Below are 17580 nucleotides of genomic sequence, written 5' to 3' on the forward strand. Positions count from 1 at the left end.
ATATGGAGAATAAAATGGCTGGTGTATTGGGAATGATTCTTGCTGGCGGTGAAGGCTCTCGTTTAAGACCTTTAACTGAATCTCGCAGCAAACCCTCGGTTCCATTCGGCGGAAGCTACCGCTTAATTGATTTTGCTTTAAACAATTTCGTAAACGCAGATCTTATGAAGATCTACGTTTTGACACAGTTTAAGTCGCAGTCACTATTCCACCACATGAAAAAAGGCTGGAATATCAGTGGGATAACAGATAGATTCATCGACCCAATTCCTGCGCAGATGCGTACGGGTAAGCGTTGGTATGAAGGTACGGCGGATGCGATTTATCAAAACCTTCGCTTCATGCAACTAGAAGAACCAGATCAAGTTTGTATCTTTGGTTCTGACCACATCTACAAAATGGACATTAAGCAAATGCTTGATTTCCATAAAGAGAAGAAAGCGGCGCTGACGGTTTCTGCTCTACGTATGCCTTTGGCTGAAGCATCAGAGTTCGGTGTTATCGAAGTTGATGCGGAAGGGCGTATGATCGGCTTTGAAGAGAAGCCTGCAAATCCTAAGTCAATCCCTGGCGACCCTGATTCGGCACTCGTTTCAATGGGTAACTATGTATTTGAAGCGAACGAACTGTTTGCAGAACTGGTAGAAGATGCAGATCGCGAAGGCTCATCTCATGACTTTGGCAAAGACATTATTCCAAACATGTTCCCACGTGGTGACGTGTTTGTTTATGACTTCAGCACAAACCGTATTACTGGTGAGAAAGAGGAAGTTTACTGGCGCGATGTGGGTACGATTGACGCTTACTGGCAGGCACACATGGACTTGCTAGAAAAAGATGCGCCATTCTCTCTATACAACCGTAAATGGCCTCTTCACACTTACTACCCGCCACTACCGCCGGCAACCTTTACAGATTCTGCAAACGGGCGAGTACAGATCATCGATAGCTTAGTATGTAACGGTAGTTACGTACGCGGCTCTCGAATCGAGAAGTGTGTACTTGGTTTCCGCAGTAATATTGCATCTGCTTGTGATATCAGCGAAAGTATCTTACTTGGTGACGTTAAAGTAGGTGAGGGCTGTGTTCTTCGCCGTGTTATCGTCGATAAAGATGCAGATATCGCACCGGGCACTCAAATCGGCGTGAATCTGAAAGAAGATAAAAAGCACTACCATGTTTCAGAAGATGGTGTTGTAGTAATCCCTAAAGGAGCACGAGTTGGTTACTAAGACTCTCTCGGTACTTTTTGTAGCGTCTGAAGTTGAAGGTTTAATTAAAAGTGGTGGCTTGGCTGATGTAGCCAAGGCACTGCCTAAAGCGTTACAAACACTCGAACAGGACGTTCGAGTTACCATCCCCGCATACAGCAAAATCCCGAATATCGAATCAGCTGAAGTTATCCTATCGACTGAGCTCGATCACTGGCCTCATACGGCTTATCAAGTTAAAAAGTTAAGCGTTGAAGGCGTTCAAGTCTTTGGTATTGAATGTCCACAATACTTTGATCGCCCAGAGATGTACGCTGAGAACAACCAAGCTTACGCTGACAATGGCGAAAGGTTCGCGTTTTTTAGCGCTGCTTGTTTAGACATGTTGCCAAAGCTTGGTTTCCAGCCGGATATTGTGCATGCCAACGATTGGCACACTGGCTTTGTTCCATACCTGTTGAAGTCTCGCTATCAAGAGCACGATTTTTTCAAAGAGATGCGCAGTGTTATTTCGATACACAATGCCGTCTTTAAGGGCGTGTTCTCTTATGATGAACTGCAGAACTTACCAGAAATGCACGGTCGATATGTGCCTGAAGCCGCAGTAAGTGACACCCATGTCACTATGCTAAAGGCTGGTGTGATGTGTGCAGATAAGATCAATGCCGTTAGCCCGACGTACGCTGAAGAGCTAAAAACAGAGCTTGGAAGCCACGGTATGGCGCGAGAGTTCCAACAACGTTCTGATGACCTGTTTGGTATTCTAAACGGCTGTGATTACGGTTCATGGAACCCAGAGACGGATGCTTATCTACCGCGCAAATACAAAGCAACGAAGCACAGTATGGCTCGAGGCAAATCCGCTTGTAAGCAAAAGCTGCAGCAAGAAGTTGGTTTACCTGAGTTTGATTGCGCCGTGTATGGCATGGTATGTCGCCTGACTAACCAGAAGGGTGTTCACTACTTAATTCCGATCATTGAAGAGTTCCTCAAGAATGAACTGCAAATCGTGATTGTGGGTACAGGTGATCCCGTATTAGCAAGCCAGCTTAAAGAGCTTTCCGCGCTGCATTCAGAGAAGTTTTCGTTTGTTGAAGCTTACAACAACGAGTTGGCTCACTTGGTTGAAGCCGGTTCAGACTTCTTCTTAATGCCATCTGAATTTGAGCCTTGTGGCTTAAATCAGATTTATAGCATGGCTTATGGCACTCTACCTATCGTTCGCTCAGTTGGCGGTTTAAAAGACAGCGTTAATCATTACGATGATAACCCTGAACTGGCCACAGGCTTTGCTTTTAGCGAGCCAACCCCTCAGGCTTTACTCTCGGTATTGCATCGCTCTCTGTTGCTTTATGCACAAAAACCTACAGAAGTTCGTCGCGTTCAGCTCTATGCAATGCAACAGAATTTTTGCTGGGAAGATGCTGCTAAATCCTATTTAGAGATGTATCACACTGCGTTGTAATTTGTGTACTTGAAAAGTAAGGTGTTCCATTGTGAACACCTTTTTTTGTTTTTAAAGTGTCACAGTTAGCGTTTAAATTAACTGTCGATCTCTCAATAGTTTCATATAACGCTTTGGGAGTAATTGTGGTTGAGCTATTCAGAACGCTGATAAGATGATTGACACTACTATCACTTAATCGGTTTAATAGCGTGCTATCATTACCAAGCATCTAGCAATGGTGCCCAAGCAAATAAGTAGAATTAAAGCGATAGGTATGTCTGAGAGTTTATTATTCCATAAAACATTCAATCACCCGACCAGTGATGAGTGGGTCGTTTTCGTCCACGGTGCTGGTGGGAGTTCGTCCATTTGGTTTAAGCAGATCAAAGCTTACAAACAGCACTTTAATTTGTTGCTGATTGACCTGCGAGGTCATGGCAAATCCGACAATCTATTAAAAGAGCTGATCAGTAACCGCTACACGTTCAAAGCGGTGACGCTCGATATTCTTAAAGTACTCGATCACCTAAAAATTCGTTCTGCGCATTTTGTTGGAATGTCCTTAGGAACCATTATCGTTCGAAATGTCGCTGAGTTGGCCGCAGAGCGTGTTCGCTCAATGGTACTCGGTGGTGCTGTAACGCGCTTGAATACGCGGTCTCAAGTCTTGGTCAAATTAGGTAACTTAAGTAAACATATTATCCCTTATATGTGGCTTTACAGCTTGTTTGCTTACATTGTTATGCCACAAAAGAGTCAGCGAGAGTCTAGACACCTTTTCATCCGCGAAGCGAAAAAGCTGTGTCAAAAGGAGTTTAAGCGCTGGTTTATTCTTACCGCTGACGTTAACCCGTTGATGCGTTACTTCAAAGAGCGAGAGCTACCTATTCCAACTTTGTATCTGATGGGAGAGCGCGACTACATGTTCATCAAGCCCGTTAAAGAGATGGTGGCGGCACATAAATCAAGTGAGCTGGTGGAAATTGCCAACTGTGGTCACGTTTGTAACGTGGAGCAACCAGAAGAGTTCAACCAGCGCTCTATTGAGTTTATTCAGAAGCAAATCAAATAATATGAGTGTGGCGAGCATCGTTCACTCGATCTAATGAGATACAAAAAACAGGAAGCGATTACGCTTCCTGTTTTTTAAGGACTCGTTTTTACAAAGCTTATGTTTCAGGACAAGGTGAACCACACTGCCAACAAGAACCAAACTGGGCTTCATTGACCTCGTGACACTGACTACAGCGCCACTCTTCATAGATGATGGAATCTTGTTGCTTCTTATAAGCATTGATGAGATTTAGTGCTGCTGTTGCATCAGAAGGCTCGTAGAGCCACACATATGGGTCTGTTTCTTCAGAGAAAGGGATTTCCCCCTTTAAACCAAACAATCCCTCCCCACGTACTTCACAGGCAATTTTTTCACTCTCTAGAAGCCCACATATTATGTGAGCCTCTGTTGGGTTTGCAGCACTGAATATCTTCATCAATTTTCCTTATCTATTCTGCGACTGGCGCAGAGCGAAACTTACCCATAATCCATTTTGCAGCGATTGGGAATACGCCAAGTAGTGCGAAAGAAAGCAGTACAGAAAGGGATACGATGCCTGATAGCGAGTCGATCTCTGCCAACTGAGTACCTGCGTTTAAGTAAACTGCAGTGCCAGGAAGCATCCCTAATTGGCTAGTCAAATAGTAGCGCCCTACAGAGATAGGTGTTAAGCCCATTAGTAAGTTAATTAAGAAAAATGGGAATACCGGAATCAAACGTAAAGAGAATAGGTAGAATGCACCATCTTTTTCTACGCCTTGATTAATAGTAGACAGCTTATCGCCAAACTTACCTTGCACCCAGTCACGCAGTAGAAAACGGCTACTCAAAAACGCTAGTGTTGCACCTATGGTACTTGCAAACGACACCAGTAATAAACTAGTCCAAAAGCCGAATAGCGCTGCCCCGAGCAGCGTAACTACAGCAGCGCCTGGAATAGAGAAAGCGGTAATCATGATATAGAGAATGAAGTAGGTTGCAGCTGCAACAACAAAGTTACTCTCTATGTAGTCGTTAAGAAGTGCCTGCTGAGCTTTGGCATTTTCAAGCGTCAAGTATTGACCAAAGTTAACGGCTAGTAACACTATCGTGGCAACTAAAATTATGCCTAAAATCATTTTCTTACTCATGGGAGCGTCCCTTAATCTTTTGCTTATAGTTAGTATAGTTAGACAGGAGAAGGAAAGATTAACTTTCAAAAGAAAATAAAAAAAGCCACATTAATGTGGCTTTTTACAATTAAGTGATTTGGACCTAATTAATAGAACTAATGAGCTCGTCGCGTCGCTGCTGAGGTATCACCGACCAATGAGTGCCGTTGATTGCACCTTCAAGCGCCCAAAGTAATTCTAAGCTAACACTTGATGAATGAGATTCTTTAATGGCTTTGTATGCATTAACAGAACCTGACTCATACAAGCTCTCAACGGTATCGATCCCTGCTTTTTTCAACATACGCTCTGTGGCAAGTCGAAGGTTTGGCAAATCTTTCAATCGAGTCGGTTTCGCCGATGATTGGATTTGTTTCTCTTCTTTAGCACAGTTAAGGGAAGCTTTTGCCAGCTCGATAATACGTTCTTGAGTATGCCAGAGGTCTTCTGGGAGGGCAAAATACTTAGTAACGACTGGGAATCCACGCTTTTTGTAAACGTAAGGTTCGAAGCCCTGTTGTTCAAATTGTGAAGTAGTATTCTTATCAGCTCGAATGTGCAACTGATTGTTTACGACCAATGCAAACATGGTGTCATCGGCAAAAAGGCCGAAACCGCCAAACATTGAGCGTGACTTTATCTTTCCAAGTGGCTCAAATAACTTCATTGAGTCCTTGAGTATCGGTTTATCCATATTGTTTATCTCGGTGTATTTGAATTACGCCACCAAATAAGCAGGTCCGAGAGATTAGCAAAATGTCGCAATAAAATTGTCAATAAGCCGTAAATTACTACTAAAGGTAGGAAATACTGCATTTTGCCATCGGTAACCCCGCTACCATACCAATAATGGGTTAGGCCGGAGGCTTTGCGTCTCACCCTTTCAAGTGATTTGCCCTGTGCGTGACTGTATAATCAAGAATAAAGTTTTTTGTTGAATGAGGTTCACACTTGTTATTCTAAAATGTGATCTTAATTCAGTTAATTGTTGCTTTCATATGCAACTGGGTTTTTATTTTTGACAAATAAAAAAAACGCACCAAACGGTGCGTTTTATTAGATTTTTCTAAAGTTTACGTTATTTTAACGTTTTTACTGTCGCACGCTCAATGATCTCTGGATGCATCTCGAACACGCGTTTTTCGTGCTCTTTGTCTTTGATACGTTCTAGCAGGATTTCGAACGCGTTCTTACCGACACGACGTTTTGGTTGGTGAACAGTCGTCAACGGCGGTGAGAAGTACTCTGCCAACTCAATATTGTCGTAACCAATCACTGAAATATCTTCAGGGATCTTAATACCTTGCTGTTGTAGGCGGCTCATAAGACCAAGCGCCATCGTATCGTTAAAACAGAATACCGCGGTAGGGCGATTTTCCATTGCAGCGATTTTATCTGCTGCGATAACAGCCGTATCACACTCGAAGTTACCTTCAAGGATTAGGTTGTCATCGGCTTGAATGTCTGCCTCTGCCAGTGCTCGACGGTAACCAGCTATACGTTCGACACACGCCGCTTTATCTAAGTGACCACTTAGACATGCAATACGTTCATGTCCACGTTCAACTAAATATTTAGTCGCTAGGTAGCCACCTTCTTCAGAGTTGTCGATGATCTTGTCTGCTTGTGAACTTTCAGGACCCCAATCCATAACAACTTTTGGAATGTCTGCATGACGGTCAAGCATTTCACGAAGTTCTTCTGTTAGGTCAGAACACATTACTAAGATGCCATCTACACGCTTTTCAGCAAGCATTCGGATGTAGTCACGTTGCTTCTCGTAGATACCACCGGTGTTACATAGAATCAGCGTATAGCCCTGACGGTAACAGTAACTTTCCACACCGTCGATCACTTCAGAGAAGAATAGGTTAGTTGATTGAGTTACTAACATACCGATTGTGCGCGTAGAGTTACATTTCAAACTACGAGCAACGGCACTTGGTGCATAATTTAATTCGTCTACGGCTTTGTTTACTTTTTCTTGAGTCGCTTCTGCTACGAAACGTGTCTTGTTGATCACGTGAGAAACGGTGGTTGTTGATACGCCGGCTAAGCGAGCGACATCTTTTATAGTTGCCATGGCTTTATCCTATTGATAGCTACTTCCTCAGCAGTACGGAGCAAGTAGCCGTTTTAAGCTACCAGAACAAGAGCTTAGAATGTGTAGGGCTCTCTCGGTACTAAAGTGCTAAAAAACAAAAAACCGCTAATGAGAGCGGTTTGTCTTAACACCGAAATGCTCTTAGCTAATTTAAAGCATAGCATTTCGAGAATGTTTCATATTTTATCGTTTGCGGTCACAATTTTAGACTGACTAGAAAATACTCGCAATAAAATTCACCCAGAAATCTGGGTGAATTGTCACATTCTACCTAAATTGTGCCTTTAGTCATTAGTGAATTTATTCACCAGCCAAATATTGCGCATCAAGTTTACAGAAAGCGGCTAGCAATTCTGCAACACAAGCGTAAAAACCAAACTCATCAAATTCACGGCATTTCGTTGCAAATTGTGGAACCCAGCTGAGAAGTTGTTGTTCAACAAATTCATGCTGTGCAGTGAAAGCTGCTTCTAATTCTTGCTCACTCTCGAGATCGTTTGAACGAATGATAATGTTGCCGAGGAAATCCAACTCGATAGCCAGGTGGTCAGCAGGCTCTTTTAGGTCTTGGTTTACGGCGATACCGTAAGACGCCATGATGGCTTCCATGTCTTGAGCTGGCTTGGCGTTTAGCAGGCCGCTCTTGTCTAAGTAAATAGAAGCGTACGGTAAAGCACCGTATTTGTCTGACTTAAGGAACAATTCGCAAAAATCTGACGAAAGCTCCAATTGAGCGTCTTCACGATTCTGCAGTCGGTTAAGTGCATCTACTAGGTTATTGATTGCTGGCTTAAGCGTCTCATTGTCGCCAAGACCAGTTAAAAACGAACGAATCTCAACCGAGTGGTAGTTATCCAGTTCTTCTTGAGTCAGCTCTTTTGCGAACAGGCTCGATAGCCACCAGTAGATTTCAGCTCGTTGTTCATTGAACGCTTTCGTTTCTTTCATCTCAATAATCCTAATATCGTCTTTCGTAATATCTGCGGTACGAAGGCTTGCTAACGGTTGTATTTGCTAATTGCAAAGTCACTCGTTAGTAGTAATGCCTATATTGAATTGCGATGGAGGTTAAATAGCAAGGTTTAAGATTGTCTTGTATCAAAAAAAATTCAGGTTTCTGGCTTTTATCTTGCGTACTACTAGAATTGTTACTAGTTATGAATAGAATAGTCACTGAAACTATTAAATAAGAAAAGTGGTGTAGATGAGCTATCACGTATTAGTCGTTGAAGATGATGTGGTAACCCGTAGTAAGCTGGTTGGATATTTCCAGAATGAGGGTTACACAGTAAGCGAAGCAGAAAGCGGCGCTCAAATGAGAAACGTTTTAGAAGAGAATAACGTTGACCTCATTATGCTGGACATCAACTTACCAGGCGAAGATGGATTGATGCTAACTCGCGAATTACGCAGTCAATCAGACATTGGGATTATTTTAGTTACTGGACGCACGGATAGCATCGACAAAATTGTAGGCCTAGAGATGGGCGCAGATGATTATGTTACCAAACCATTCGAACTTCGCGAGTTATTGGTTCGAGTGAAAAACCTACTTTGGCGAATCTCTGCTGCTCGCAAGTCACCAGCAGGTGCGGCGGAGCAGGCAGAAGACGAATCTATCGTTCGTTTTGGTGAGTGGACATTTGATATTCCACGCCGCGCACTGAGCAAAAACGGTGAGCCAGTGAAATTAACCAAAGCAGAATATGAGCTATTGGTTGCGCTGTCTTCATACCCGAACCAAGTATTAAGCCGTGAGCGAATCTTAAATATGATTAGCCACCGTGTTGATGCGCCAAACGACCGTACCATTGACGTATTGATTCGTCGTATGCGTGCCAAGATGGAGTTTGATCCGAAGAACCCTCAAATCTTTGTGACGGTTCATGGTGAAGGTTACATGTTTGCTGGCGATTAACGCTCAGAATTAAAATGCTCAACAAGCGAAATTGAAAAAGCCGAGATATTCAGTATCTCGGCTTTTTGTTTATGGAATCAGCTTGAAAAGAACATAGGCCATTAGTAATGGTCATTCATGTTATACAGCATTAGTGTGCTGGCTGTGCGCCGCTCGTTGGTATTGCACCAGAGGTTGTAGAATTCTCTTCTTCAAGCATCGATGGCTCAGAGATTACAACTGGCTCATCCATTTCAGAACTTTGGTTATCTAGCCAGTCGCGCAGTGATTGCCAAACTAAGCCCATCGTTTCGTGCCAGTAGCGCTCGGTTTGCTCCAAGTAAATTGCTTTTGGCATGTACTTGTTCCAAGGCTGCTCAATGCCTTCTTGAGCTAAGAAATTGGTTGGCGCAGGAATTGGTTTAATACCCGCGTCATGGAACTCGTTAAGAGCACGCTGCATATGGCTTGCAGAAGTCACCAAAACCATTCGCTTGTTTTTTACAAACGCTGCAGCCTGACGTGCTTCTTCCCACGTATCTTTGGCTGTCTCAAGCAAGATAATGTCAGGTTTGGCTACGCCTAAAGCTAGGGCAACCTTGGCCATCATACGTGCGTTACTAACTTCAGTGCCACCACCATAGCCAGACAGGATTAACTTAGCTCCCGGGTAGATTCGTTGAATGCGAATACCTTCACTTAGTCTCATTAGGCCAGTTCGGCTAAGTTCAGACGTTGGTGGGATTTGGTCATCCACCACATGGCCGCTACCCAATACCATCACGTAATCGACAGGTTCATTAGTCGGTAAGAATGCGGTGTATTGGCGTTCCATTGGCATAAGAAGTTGGCTAGAAACGGGTTGGAACGCGATAAGGAAAATGCCACATAATGCAGACAGCGTGATAAGGCACCCTGTTTTACGTTTTGTAGTGAACATAACAAGGGCTAAGCCCAGAAAAGCGAGAATTAACATTGCTGGCAGTGGCATCAACAGTGAAGACACTACTTTTTTCAGCTCAAACATATCCGAATAGTCCGAAAAAACATCACTTAGTACTAAAAAGAGACATCGCCTCTTTATTCCTGAAATTCCTGTGACAGAATAGCAGGCACGATAGGACATGATAACTCAAGTAGCTGTGACTGAAGACCGTAATTTCGACGATATTGCCCACAAATTTGCAAAAAATATTTACGGCTCTGACAAAGGAGAGATCCGTCAGATCATCGTATGGGAAGATTTAGAGCAAGCGTTAAGCACATTCAAAACCGATGAATCACCTTTGCATATTCTGGATGCAGGAGGTGGTTTAGCTCAGATGTCGCAAAAGATAGCTGGCTTGGGGCACAAAGTGTCGCTGTGTGATCTTTCTTCTGAAATGTTGAAATTGGCACAGCAAGATATTGATAAAGCCGGCTTGCTTGAACAGTATCGATTCATTCACTCTCCGGTTCAAAACATTGCACAGCATATGGATGAGCCCGTGGACATGGTGATGTTTCATGCCGTGATGGAGTGGTTAGCCGATCCAAAAGAGGCTTTGGATATCCTGCTTAAGCAAGTTAAACCGGGTGGCGTGGCATCAATTATGTTTTACAACCATCACGGATTAGTCCTTAAAAATGTGATTTGTGGCAATATTCCTCATGTATTAAATGGGATGCCACATCGAAAACGGTTTAAGCTGCAACCCCAAAAAGGTTTGAAGCCTGAAGAAGTCTATCAATGGATAGAAGAGGCGGGTCTTGAGATTAAAGGAAAGTCGGGTATTCGCTCGTTTAGCGATTACATAGGTAACATGGAATACATGGGCGACTATCAATTCGAAGACGTGCTTGAGCTTGAGAAGCAGCTATGTCGCCAAGAGCCTTACCTCTCTTTAGGTCGTTATATTCACGTTTGGGCGCAAAAACCAGAATAAAAAAGCGGAGAATGTGGTACAAGAGTTGCCATCGCATTCCTAGGCTACAGTCTATAACCTGCTAGCCCGCGTTATAAAGAAAAGGCGTAACATCGACATCTGCTCGGTGTTACAAAGAACAGTAACAGGAACCACAATGAGTGAAATGACTCAAACTGCCGAAGAGCAGCCAATTGATGAGTTGGTGGGCTGGGTCAAGCAGCATGATTTTTCATTAAATTTGCCGCCTGAGCGATTGGCATTTCTAATTGCTATCGCAGTACTAAGCAACGAAAGGTTCGATGAAGAGTTAGGTGAGGGTGAACTGCACGACGCGTTTACCATTGTCACTCGTCTGTTCGAAGATACCGGCGAAGCCTCAGCGTTTCGTGCAAACAACGCAATCAATGAACTGGTAAAACAGAAATTGATTAGCCGTTTTACCAGCGAGATTACCGATGGTGCGAGCATTTATCGTCTATCGCCGCTCGCAATTGGTATTTCAGATTACTACCTACGCCACCGCCAATTCTCGAAGTTGAAACTATCGATTCAGCTATCGATGGTTGCTGACGAGATGGCGAAGGCCATTGAAGCCGCACAAAAAGGCGGAACGCCGGGTCACTGGCGTAAAAACGTTTATGGCGTCCTAAAATACTCAGTTGGTGAGATCTTTGACCAAATCGATCTTAACCAACGTGTAATGGATGAGCAGCAACAGACTGTTAAACAGCAGATTGCGGACCTTCTTAACAAAGATTGGCGTGAAGCGATCAATAACTGTGAAGCTCTGTTATCTGAAACCTCCGCAACGTTAAAAGAGCTTCAAGATACCTTACAAGCGGCTGGTGATGAGCTACAAACACAGATTCTTGATATCCAAGAGATTGTTTATGGTGACGACGAGCTAGAGTTCGTTGGTGAAACCCTTTTCGGTCTACAAATGAAGCTAGACAGAATCACAAGTTGGGGCCAGCAAGCCATTGATCTATGGATCGGTTACGATCGCCACGTACATAAGTTTATTCGTACTGCCATCGATATGGATAAGAACCGAGCGTTCAGCCAACGACTGCGTCAGTCGGTAACCGATTATTTTGATGCACCGTGGCTCTTGACGTATGCCGATGCTGAGAAGCTCACAGACCTACGTGATGAGGCTCTAGTGCTTCGTGACGATGAGGTAATGGGTCAAGCGCCACTCGATGTAGAGTACGAAGAATTTGAACAAGTGAACGATTACCTCTCAGACAGAATTGCTGAGATGTTGAAGGTTCACAAACAGCAAGGGACGCCAATCGACCTTGGCCTAATACTGCGAGATTACCTTGCAGAGCACCCTCGCACACACCATTTTGATTTAGCCAGAATTGTTGTCGACCAAGCGGTGCGCTTAGGTTACTCAGAGTCTGACTATCAGGCGATTCAGCCTGATTGGCAGGCAATCAACGATTTCGGTGCAAAGGTACAAGCAAATGTCATTAACAAGTACTGATGATTACATGCCAGAGAAACTGGTAAAAGCGATTGCGAACCCACTGTTCCCAGCGCTTGATAGCATGCTACGTTCAGGTAAGCATATTTCAACAGAAGATCTAGATAATCACGCACTGTTGTCGGACTTCGAACTGGAACTTCAACAGTTTTATCAACGCTACAATACCGAGTTGGTCAAAGCGCCAGAGGGCTTCTTCTACCTACGTCCTCGTTCAACCTCGTTGATTGGTCGAAGTGTACTATCAGAGCTCGATATGCTGGTGGGTAAAGTGTTGTGTTTCCTTTACCTAAGCCCAGAGCGCCTAGCTCACGAAGGTATCTTCACCAACCAAGAGCTGTTCGAAGAGTTGATGGCTCTTGCTGATGAAAAGAAACTGATGAAGCTGGCAACCAACCGTGCTTCTGGTTCTGATTTAGACAAAGAGAAACTTTTCGAAAAAGTGAGAACCTCTCTACGTCGTCTACGCCGTATCGGTATGCTTATCTCCATCGGTGAAACAGGTAAATTCCGTATTAGTGAGGCGGTATTCCGCTTTGGTGCAGACGTACGCGTTGGTGACGATATGCGCGAAGCACAACTGCGCCTAATCCGTGACGGTGAAGCCGTGGTTCATACTCAAGAACCAAACCAAGGTAGCTTGCTTAACGAAGAGCAAGAAGAGACAGAACAAGATGCTCAACAAGACATTTTCGGTGACGAAATTATGAGCAACGAACAGACAAAAGAAGAAGGTGAAGCATGATTGAAAGAGGTAAGTATCAATCGCTAACCATGGTTAACTGGAACGGCTTCTTCGCACGTACTTTTGACATCGATGGTTTGGTGACAACCCTTTCTGGCGGTAACGGTGCGGGTAAATCGACTACGATGGCTGCGTTTATTACGGCGTTGATCCCTGACCAAACCCTGCTTCATTTCCGAAACACAACGGAAGCGGGTAGCTCACAGTCATCTCGTGATAAAGGCTTATACGGTAAGCTACAACCGGGTGCGTGTTATGCCGCTCTTGATGTGGTTAACTCGCGAAATCAGCGCCTATTGTTTGCGGTTAAGCTTCAACAAGTAGCTGGTCGTGACAAAAAAGTAGACATCAAGCCGTTCTTAATTCAAGGCCTTCCAAGCCATGTGAAGCCAACGGATGTACTGATTGAAAACGTATCGGACAGCCATGCGCGCGTATGTCAGCTTAATAATGTAAAAGCAGCGGTTGCTCAGTACGAAGGTGCTCACTTTAAAGCGTTCTCTTCTATCGTTGATTACCATGCTCAAATGTTCGAGTTTGGTGTTGTGCCTAAGAAGCTGCGTAACAGTGGCGACCGTTCTAAGTTCTACCGTCTGATTGAAGCATCTCTGTACGGTGGTATCTCAAGTGCAATTACGCGTTCATTACGTGATTACCTATTGCCACAAAACGGTGGCGTAAAGAAAGCCTTCCAAGATATGGAATCGGCGCTACGCGAAAACCGAATGACACTAGAAGCGATCAAGACAACACAGTCGGATCGTGATTTGTTCAAACACTTGATCACAGAGTCAACTAATTACGTGGCAGCAGACTACATGCGCCATGCGAACGATCGTCGCAATAAGCTTGATCAGACGATGAAACTACGTGGTGAGCTGTTCGGCTCTCGTGAAACCTTGCTTGAACAGAATAACTTGCTTAATCGCGTGCAAGAAGAGCTTGAGCTGCTAGTTGAACAAGAATCTTCGCTTGAACAAGATTACCAAGCGGCTTCAGACCATCTACAACTTGTACAAACAGCGTTGCGCCAACAAGAGAAGATTGAGCGTTACAGCGAAGATCTTGAAGAGCTTAGCGAGCGTCTAGAAGAGCAGATGATGGTCGTTGAAGAGGCGCAAGAGCGCGTTCTTCTTGCGGAAGAGCAGGCGACCATTACTGAAGAAGAAGTGGATAGCCTGAAAACCCAGCTTGCGGATTACCAACAAGCCCTAGACGTTCAGCAGACTCGTGCCTTGCAGTACCAACAAGCGGTACAAGCGTTGGAGAAAACCAAACAGTTATTGGATGATGAGTCTATTACTGCGGAAGGCGCATTGACGCTGGTTTCTGACCTTAAGACGCAAGAAGAACAGAGCACGCAACACCTTTTAGCAACGAAACATAAATTGGATATGTCGTCAGCGGCGTCTGCTCAGTTTGAAAAAGCACTGTCTCTCGTAAAAAGCATTGTAGGTGCGGTAGAGCGTAGTGAAGCATCACAAGCGGCTAAACAAGCGCTTGATAAAGGTCGCAACGCAAAACACATTGTTGAAAACGAACAGCAATGGCGAGCTCAGCATCGTGATATGGCTCGTGATGTGGCGCAACAGCGTCAAGCAAAAGAGCTGGCTGAAGAGTACCAGAAGCAACACAACACTCAGCTGAATGATGAAGCGGTCTTTGAAGAAGAACGTGAACGTCATGCAATGCAGATCGAAACGCTTGAGTATGCTCAAGAAGAGTTGCGTGAAGCGAAGAGTGAAAAGCGTCGTGTACAGCATAACCACGATCAAGAGATTCAAAAGCTTGAAGCGATTGCACCTGCGTGGATTACAGCAAACGACGCACTAGATAGTCTTCGTGAGCAAACGAATGCTGAACTTGAAGATAGCCAAGCTGTGATGACTCAAATGCAGCAAGTGCTTGAAGATGAAAAAGCACAGTCTGTCGCGAAAGATCAATTGGCAAAACGTCGCAGTGAACTCGAACTTGAGATTGAGCGTCTGGCTTCACCTGGTGGTTCAAACGATCCTCGTTTGAAAGGCCTAGCAGATACTCTAGGCGGCGTACTTCTGTCAGAGATCTACGATGATATTACGATCGACGACGCACCATACTTCAGCGCAATGTACGGTCCTGCTCGTCACGCGATCGTGGTATCGGATCTTGACGGTATTAAAGAGAAGCTGGTGGATCTTGAAGACTGTCCAGAGGATCTTTACATCCTTGAGGGTGACGTTGACGCATTCGACGACAGTTCATTCAATGCCGATGAACTCGAAGGTGCAGTGTGCGTTCAGTTAAATGATCGCCAAATGCGCTACTCACGCTTCCCAGATATCCCGTTGTTTGGTCGTGCGGCACGTGAACAGCGTCTAGAGAAGCTGCGCGAAGAGCGTGATGTGGTCGTTGAAAACCATGCGAAAGCTGCCTTTGACTCTCAGAAGCTAAATCGTCTGTACCAAGCGTTTAATACGTTTGTTGCGAAACACCTGCATGTAGCATTCAATGCTGATCCTGAGCAGGCGTTGGCATCGGTACGTGATAAGCGTAACCAAATTGTTCGTGCCCTAGCTGAGTTGGATGCGAAAGAGCAGCAGCAACGTAGTCAGCTTGCACAGAGCAAACAAGCATTAGCTGCTTTAGACAAGCTAGCACCTATGGTTCGTATTTTAGAAGACGAAACATTAGCAGAGCGCTTGGCTGAGCTAGAAGCGCAACTGGAGCGTTTAGGTGAAGCGAAATCTTACCTGAGCAATCACGGTAAAGCGCTGCAAAACCTAGAGAAAATCGTAACTGCCCTAGATACAGACCCAGAGCTGTTTGATGCACTGGAAGCGGAATACAAGCAAGCAGACCAAGCACTGCAAGCCTTGAAGGCGAAGGTGTTTGCACTGTCTGATCTGATTGAACGTCGTCACTATTTTGCTTACTCAGACTCAGTAGATTTGCTGAACAAGAGCAGCGAATTGAGCGAGCAGCTAAAAGCGAAACTGGTTCAGGCTGAACAAGCACGTGCTAAAGGTCGTGATGGCTTGAAGCAAGCTCGTGAGCAAATGAACCAATACAACCAAGTATTGGCGGCTCTGAAGAGTTCACATCAAGCGAAACTAGAAACGGTTCAAGAGTTCAAACAAGAACTTCAAGAGTACGGTGTGAATGCCGACGAAGGTGCTCAAGAGCGCGCTGTTCGTCGTCGTGATGAACTGCAAGAGCGTTTGCATACGTCACGTAGTCGTAAGAGCGAATACGAGCGCACCATCACTTCAACTGAGCTTGAGATGAAGTCTCTGGCTAAGCGTCTGAAGAAGGTACAGAAAGAGTACGTTGAGCTGCGTACTTTTGTGGTTGCAGCAAAAGCGGGTTGGTGTTCAGTACTTCGTTTGGCTCGTGAAAACGACGTTGAGCGTCGTCTACACAAGCGTGAGCTGGCTTACCTGTCGGCTGGTGAACTGCGTTCTATGTCGGATAAATCTTTGGGTGCACTGCGTTTAGCTGTTGCCGATAATGATGATCTGCGTGATGCACTACGTCTGTCGGAAGACAATGCGCACCCAGAGCGTAAGGTTCTATTCTACATCGCTGTGTACCAACACCTACGTGAGCGTATCCGTCAAGACATTATCCATACTGATGATCCAGTAGAAGCGATCGAAGAGATGGAAGTAGAGCTTGCGCGACTTACAGAAGAGCTAACACAACGTGAAAACCGCCTAGCGATCAGCTCTGAGTCGGTAGCAAGCATCATTAAGAAGACGATTCAGCGTGAGCAGAACCGAATTCGAATGCTTAACCAAGGCCTATCGAACATCTACTTCGGTCAGGTTAAGGGCGTGCGCTTGAATGTGAAGATCCGTGAGAGTCATGAGATCTTGCTGACTGGTCTTGCTTCTCAACAGGAGCAGCACAAAGATCTGTTTGAAAGCTCTCGCTTTACCTTCTCTGAAGCAATGGCGAAGCTGTTCCAGCGCGTGAACCCACATATCGATATGGGCCAACGCTCACCACAAGTACTAGGTGAAGAGCTGCTTGATTACCGTAACTACCTAGAGCTAAGCGTTGAAGTAAACCGTGGTTCAGATGGTTGGTTACAAGCGGAGTCAGGCGCGCTATCAACAGGTGAGGCGATCGGTACCGGTCAATCTATCTTATTGATGGTTGTTCAAAGCTGGGAAGAAGAGTCACGTCGCCTGCGCAGCAAAGATATTGTTCCATGTCGCCTGCTGTTCTTGGATGAGGCAGCGCGTCTGGATGCGAAGTCTATCTCTACTCTGTTTGAGCTGTGTGACCGTCTTGGCATGCAACTTCTAATTGCAGCGCCGGAGAATATCAGTCCAGAAAAGGGTACAACCTACAAACTTGTTCGTAAGGTATTTAAAGATCACGAACACGTACACGTTGTAGGATTGCGCGGCTTTGCTCAAAACAGAACAGAGTTACCAGTTCAAGAACTGATAGAAGAAGCGTAACAAGCGCGAGTGAATAGCAAATAATAGATAACTAAGCCCCTTTTCGAAGGGGCTTTTTTGTGTCCGAAATAGCCCTCACTAAATCCCTTTATACTTTATGGTTAATATCAATGGAACGAGT

The 17580-nt window shown here is 44.8% G+C and carries 14 protein-coding genes and 1 riboswitch; of the genes, 8 read left to right on the forward strand and 6 right to left on the reverse strand.

The window, feature by feature from the left end; all coding sequences use genetic code 11:
* Window positions 1-2: 2 nt before the first annotated feature.
* The 3 genes from glgC to KI743_RS00590 all read left to right on the forward strand — a co-directional run bounded on the left by glgC (window position 3) and on the right by KI743_RS00590 (window position 3730).
* Window positions 3-1232 (forward strand): glucose-1-phosphate adenylyltransferase, encoded by a 1230-nt coding sequence (glgC, locus tag KI743_RS00580; RefSeq protein WP_084181813.1) that lies wholly within the window; start codon window positions 3-5, stop codon window positions 1230-1232.
* A complete protein-coding gene (glgA, locus tag KI743_RS00585; RefSeq protein ID WP_285464171.1) occupies window positions 1222-2676 on the forward strand; it encodes a glycogen synthase GlgA in 1455 nt (484 codons plus the stop codon). Before glgC ends, glgA begins: the two co-directional genes overlap by 11 nt.
* A 256-nt stretch (window positions 2677-2932) precedes the next feature.
* Window positions 2933-3730 (forward strand): alpha/beta fold hydrolase, encoded by a 798-nt coding sequence (locus KI743_RS00590; protein ID WP_032549440.1) that lies wholly within the window; start codon window positions 2933-2935, stop codon window positions 3728-3730.
* Window positions 3731-3827: 97 nt separating this feature from the next.
* Here KI743_RS00590 and KI743_RS00595 read toward each other — a convergent pair whose 3' ends face one another.
* The 5 genes from KI743_RS00595 to torD form a co-directional block, all read right to left on the reverse strand.
* A complete protein-coding gene (locus KI743_RS00595; RefSeq protein WP_032549439.1) occupies window positions 3828-4148 on the reverse strand; it encodes a putative signal transducing protein in 321 nt (106 codons plus the stop codon).
* A 13-nt stretch (window positions 4149-4161) separates the two neighbouring features.
* The gene (locus KI743_RS00600; RefSeq protein ID WP_285464173.1) at window positions 4162-4842 is read right to left on the reverse strand and encodes a TVP38/TMEM64 family protein; all 681 of its coding nucleotides are present in this window, start codon (window positions 4840-4842) and stop codon (window positions 4162-4164) included.
* A gap of 124 nt (window positions 4843-4966) precedes the next feature.
* Entirely contained in the window at window positions 4967-5557 is a 591-nt protein-coding gene (locus KI743_RS00605; RefSeq protein WP_285464175.1) for a TfoX/Sxy family DNA transformation protein, read from the reverse strand.
* A 128-nt stretch (window positions 5558-5685) separates the two neighbouring features.
* Window positions 5686-5770: riboswitch (cyclic di-GMP riboswitch) on the reverse strand.
* Between the two features lie 171 nt (window positions 5771-5941).
* The gene (gene purR, locus KI743_RS00610) at window positions 5942-6946 is read right to left on the reverse strand and encodes an HTH-type transcriptional repressor PurR (RefSeq protein WP_285464177.1); all 1005 of its coding nucleotides are present in this window, start codon (window positions 6944-6946) and stop codon (window positions 5942-5944) included.
* Between the two features lie 321 nt (window positions 6947-7267).
* Window positions 7268-7915, reverse strand: coding sequence for a molecular chaperone TorD (gene torD / locus KI743_RS00615; RefSeq protein WP_150895152.1), 648 nt, complete (start codon window positions 7913-7915; stop codon window positions 7268-7270).
* Window positions 7916-8171: 256 nt separating this feature from the next.
* On the opposite strand from torD, the gene torR reads away from it, so the two are divergent.
* Entirely contained in the window at window positions 8172-8885 is a 714-nt protein-coding gene (gene torR / locus KI743_RS00620; protein ID WP_032549433.1) for a two-component system response regulator TorR, read from the forward strand.
* Window positions 8886-9015: 130 nt separating this feature from the next.
* Here torR and elyC read toward each other — a convergent pair whose 3' ends face one another.
* Entirely contained in the window at window positions 9016-9891 is an 876-nt protein-coding gene (elyC, locus tag KI743_RS00625) for an envelope biogenesis factor ElyC (RefSeq protein ID WP_285464179.1), read from the reverse strand.
* 115 nt (window positions 9892-10006) lie between these two features.
* Between elyC and cmoM the strand changes: the two genes are divergently transcribed.
* The 4 genes from cmoM (at window position 10007) to mukB (ending at window position 17459) form a co-directional block, all read left to right on the forward strand.
* Entirely contained in the window at window positions 10007-10789 is a 783-nt protein-coding gene (gene cmoM, locus KI743_RS00630) for a tRNA uridine 5-oxyacetic acid(34) methyltransferase CmoM (RefSeq protein WP_285464266.1), read from the forward strand.
* A 136-nt stretch (window positions 10790-10925) separates the two neighbouring features.
* Complete coding sequence (mukF, locus tag KI743_RS00635; protein WP_150871828.1) at window positions 10926-12263, forward strand: chromosome partition protein MukF; 1338 nt, start codon at window positions 10926-10928, stop codon at window positions 12261-12263.
* Window positions 12244-13008: a chromosome partition protein MukE gene (mukE, locus tag KI743_RS00640; RefSeq protein ID WP_150871830.1), complete on the forward strand. Its 765-nt coding sequence runs from the start codon at window positions 12244-12246 to the stop codon at window positions 13006-13008. The genes mukF and mukE overlap by 20 nt, the downstream gene beginning before the upstream one ends.
* Complete coding sequence (gene mukB, locus KI743_RS00645; protein ID WP_285464183.1) at window positions 13005-17459, forward strand: chromosome partition protein MukB; 4455 nt, start codon at window positions 13005-13007, stop codon at window positions 17457-17459. Before mukE ends, mukB begins: the two co-directional genes overlap by 4 nt.
* The last annotated feature ends 121 nt before the right edge of the window (window positions 17460-17580 follow it).

It is taken from the genome of Vibrio sp. D420a, from assembly GCF_030248625.1.
Taxonomy (GTDB): Bacteria; Pseudomonadota; Gammaproteobacteria; order Enterobacterales; family Vibrionaceae; genus Vibrio; species Vibrio fortis_A.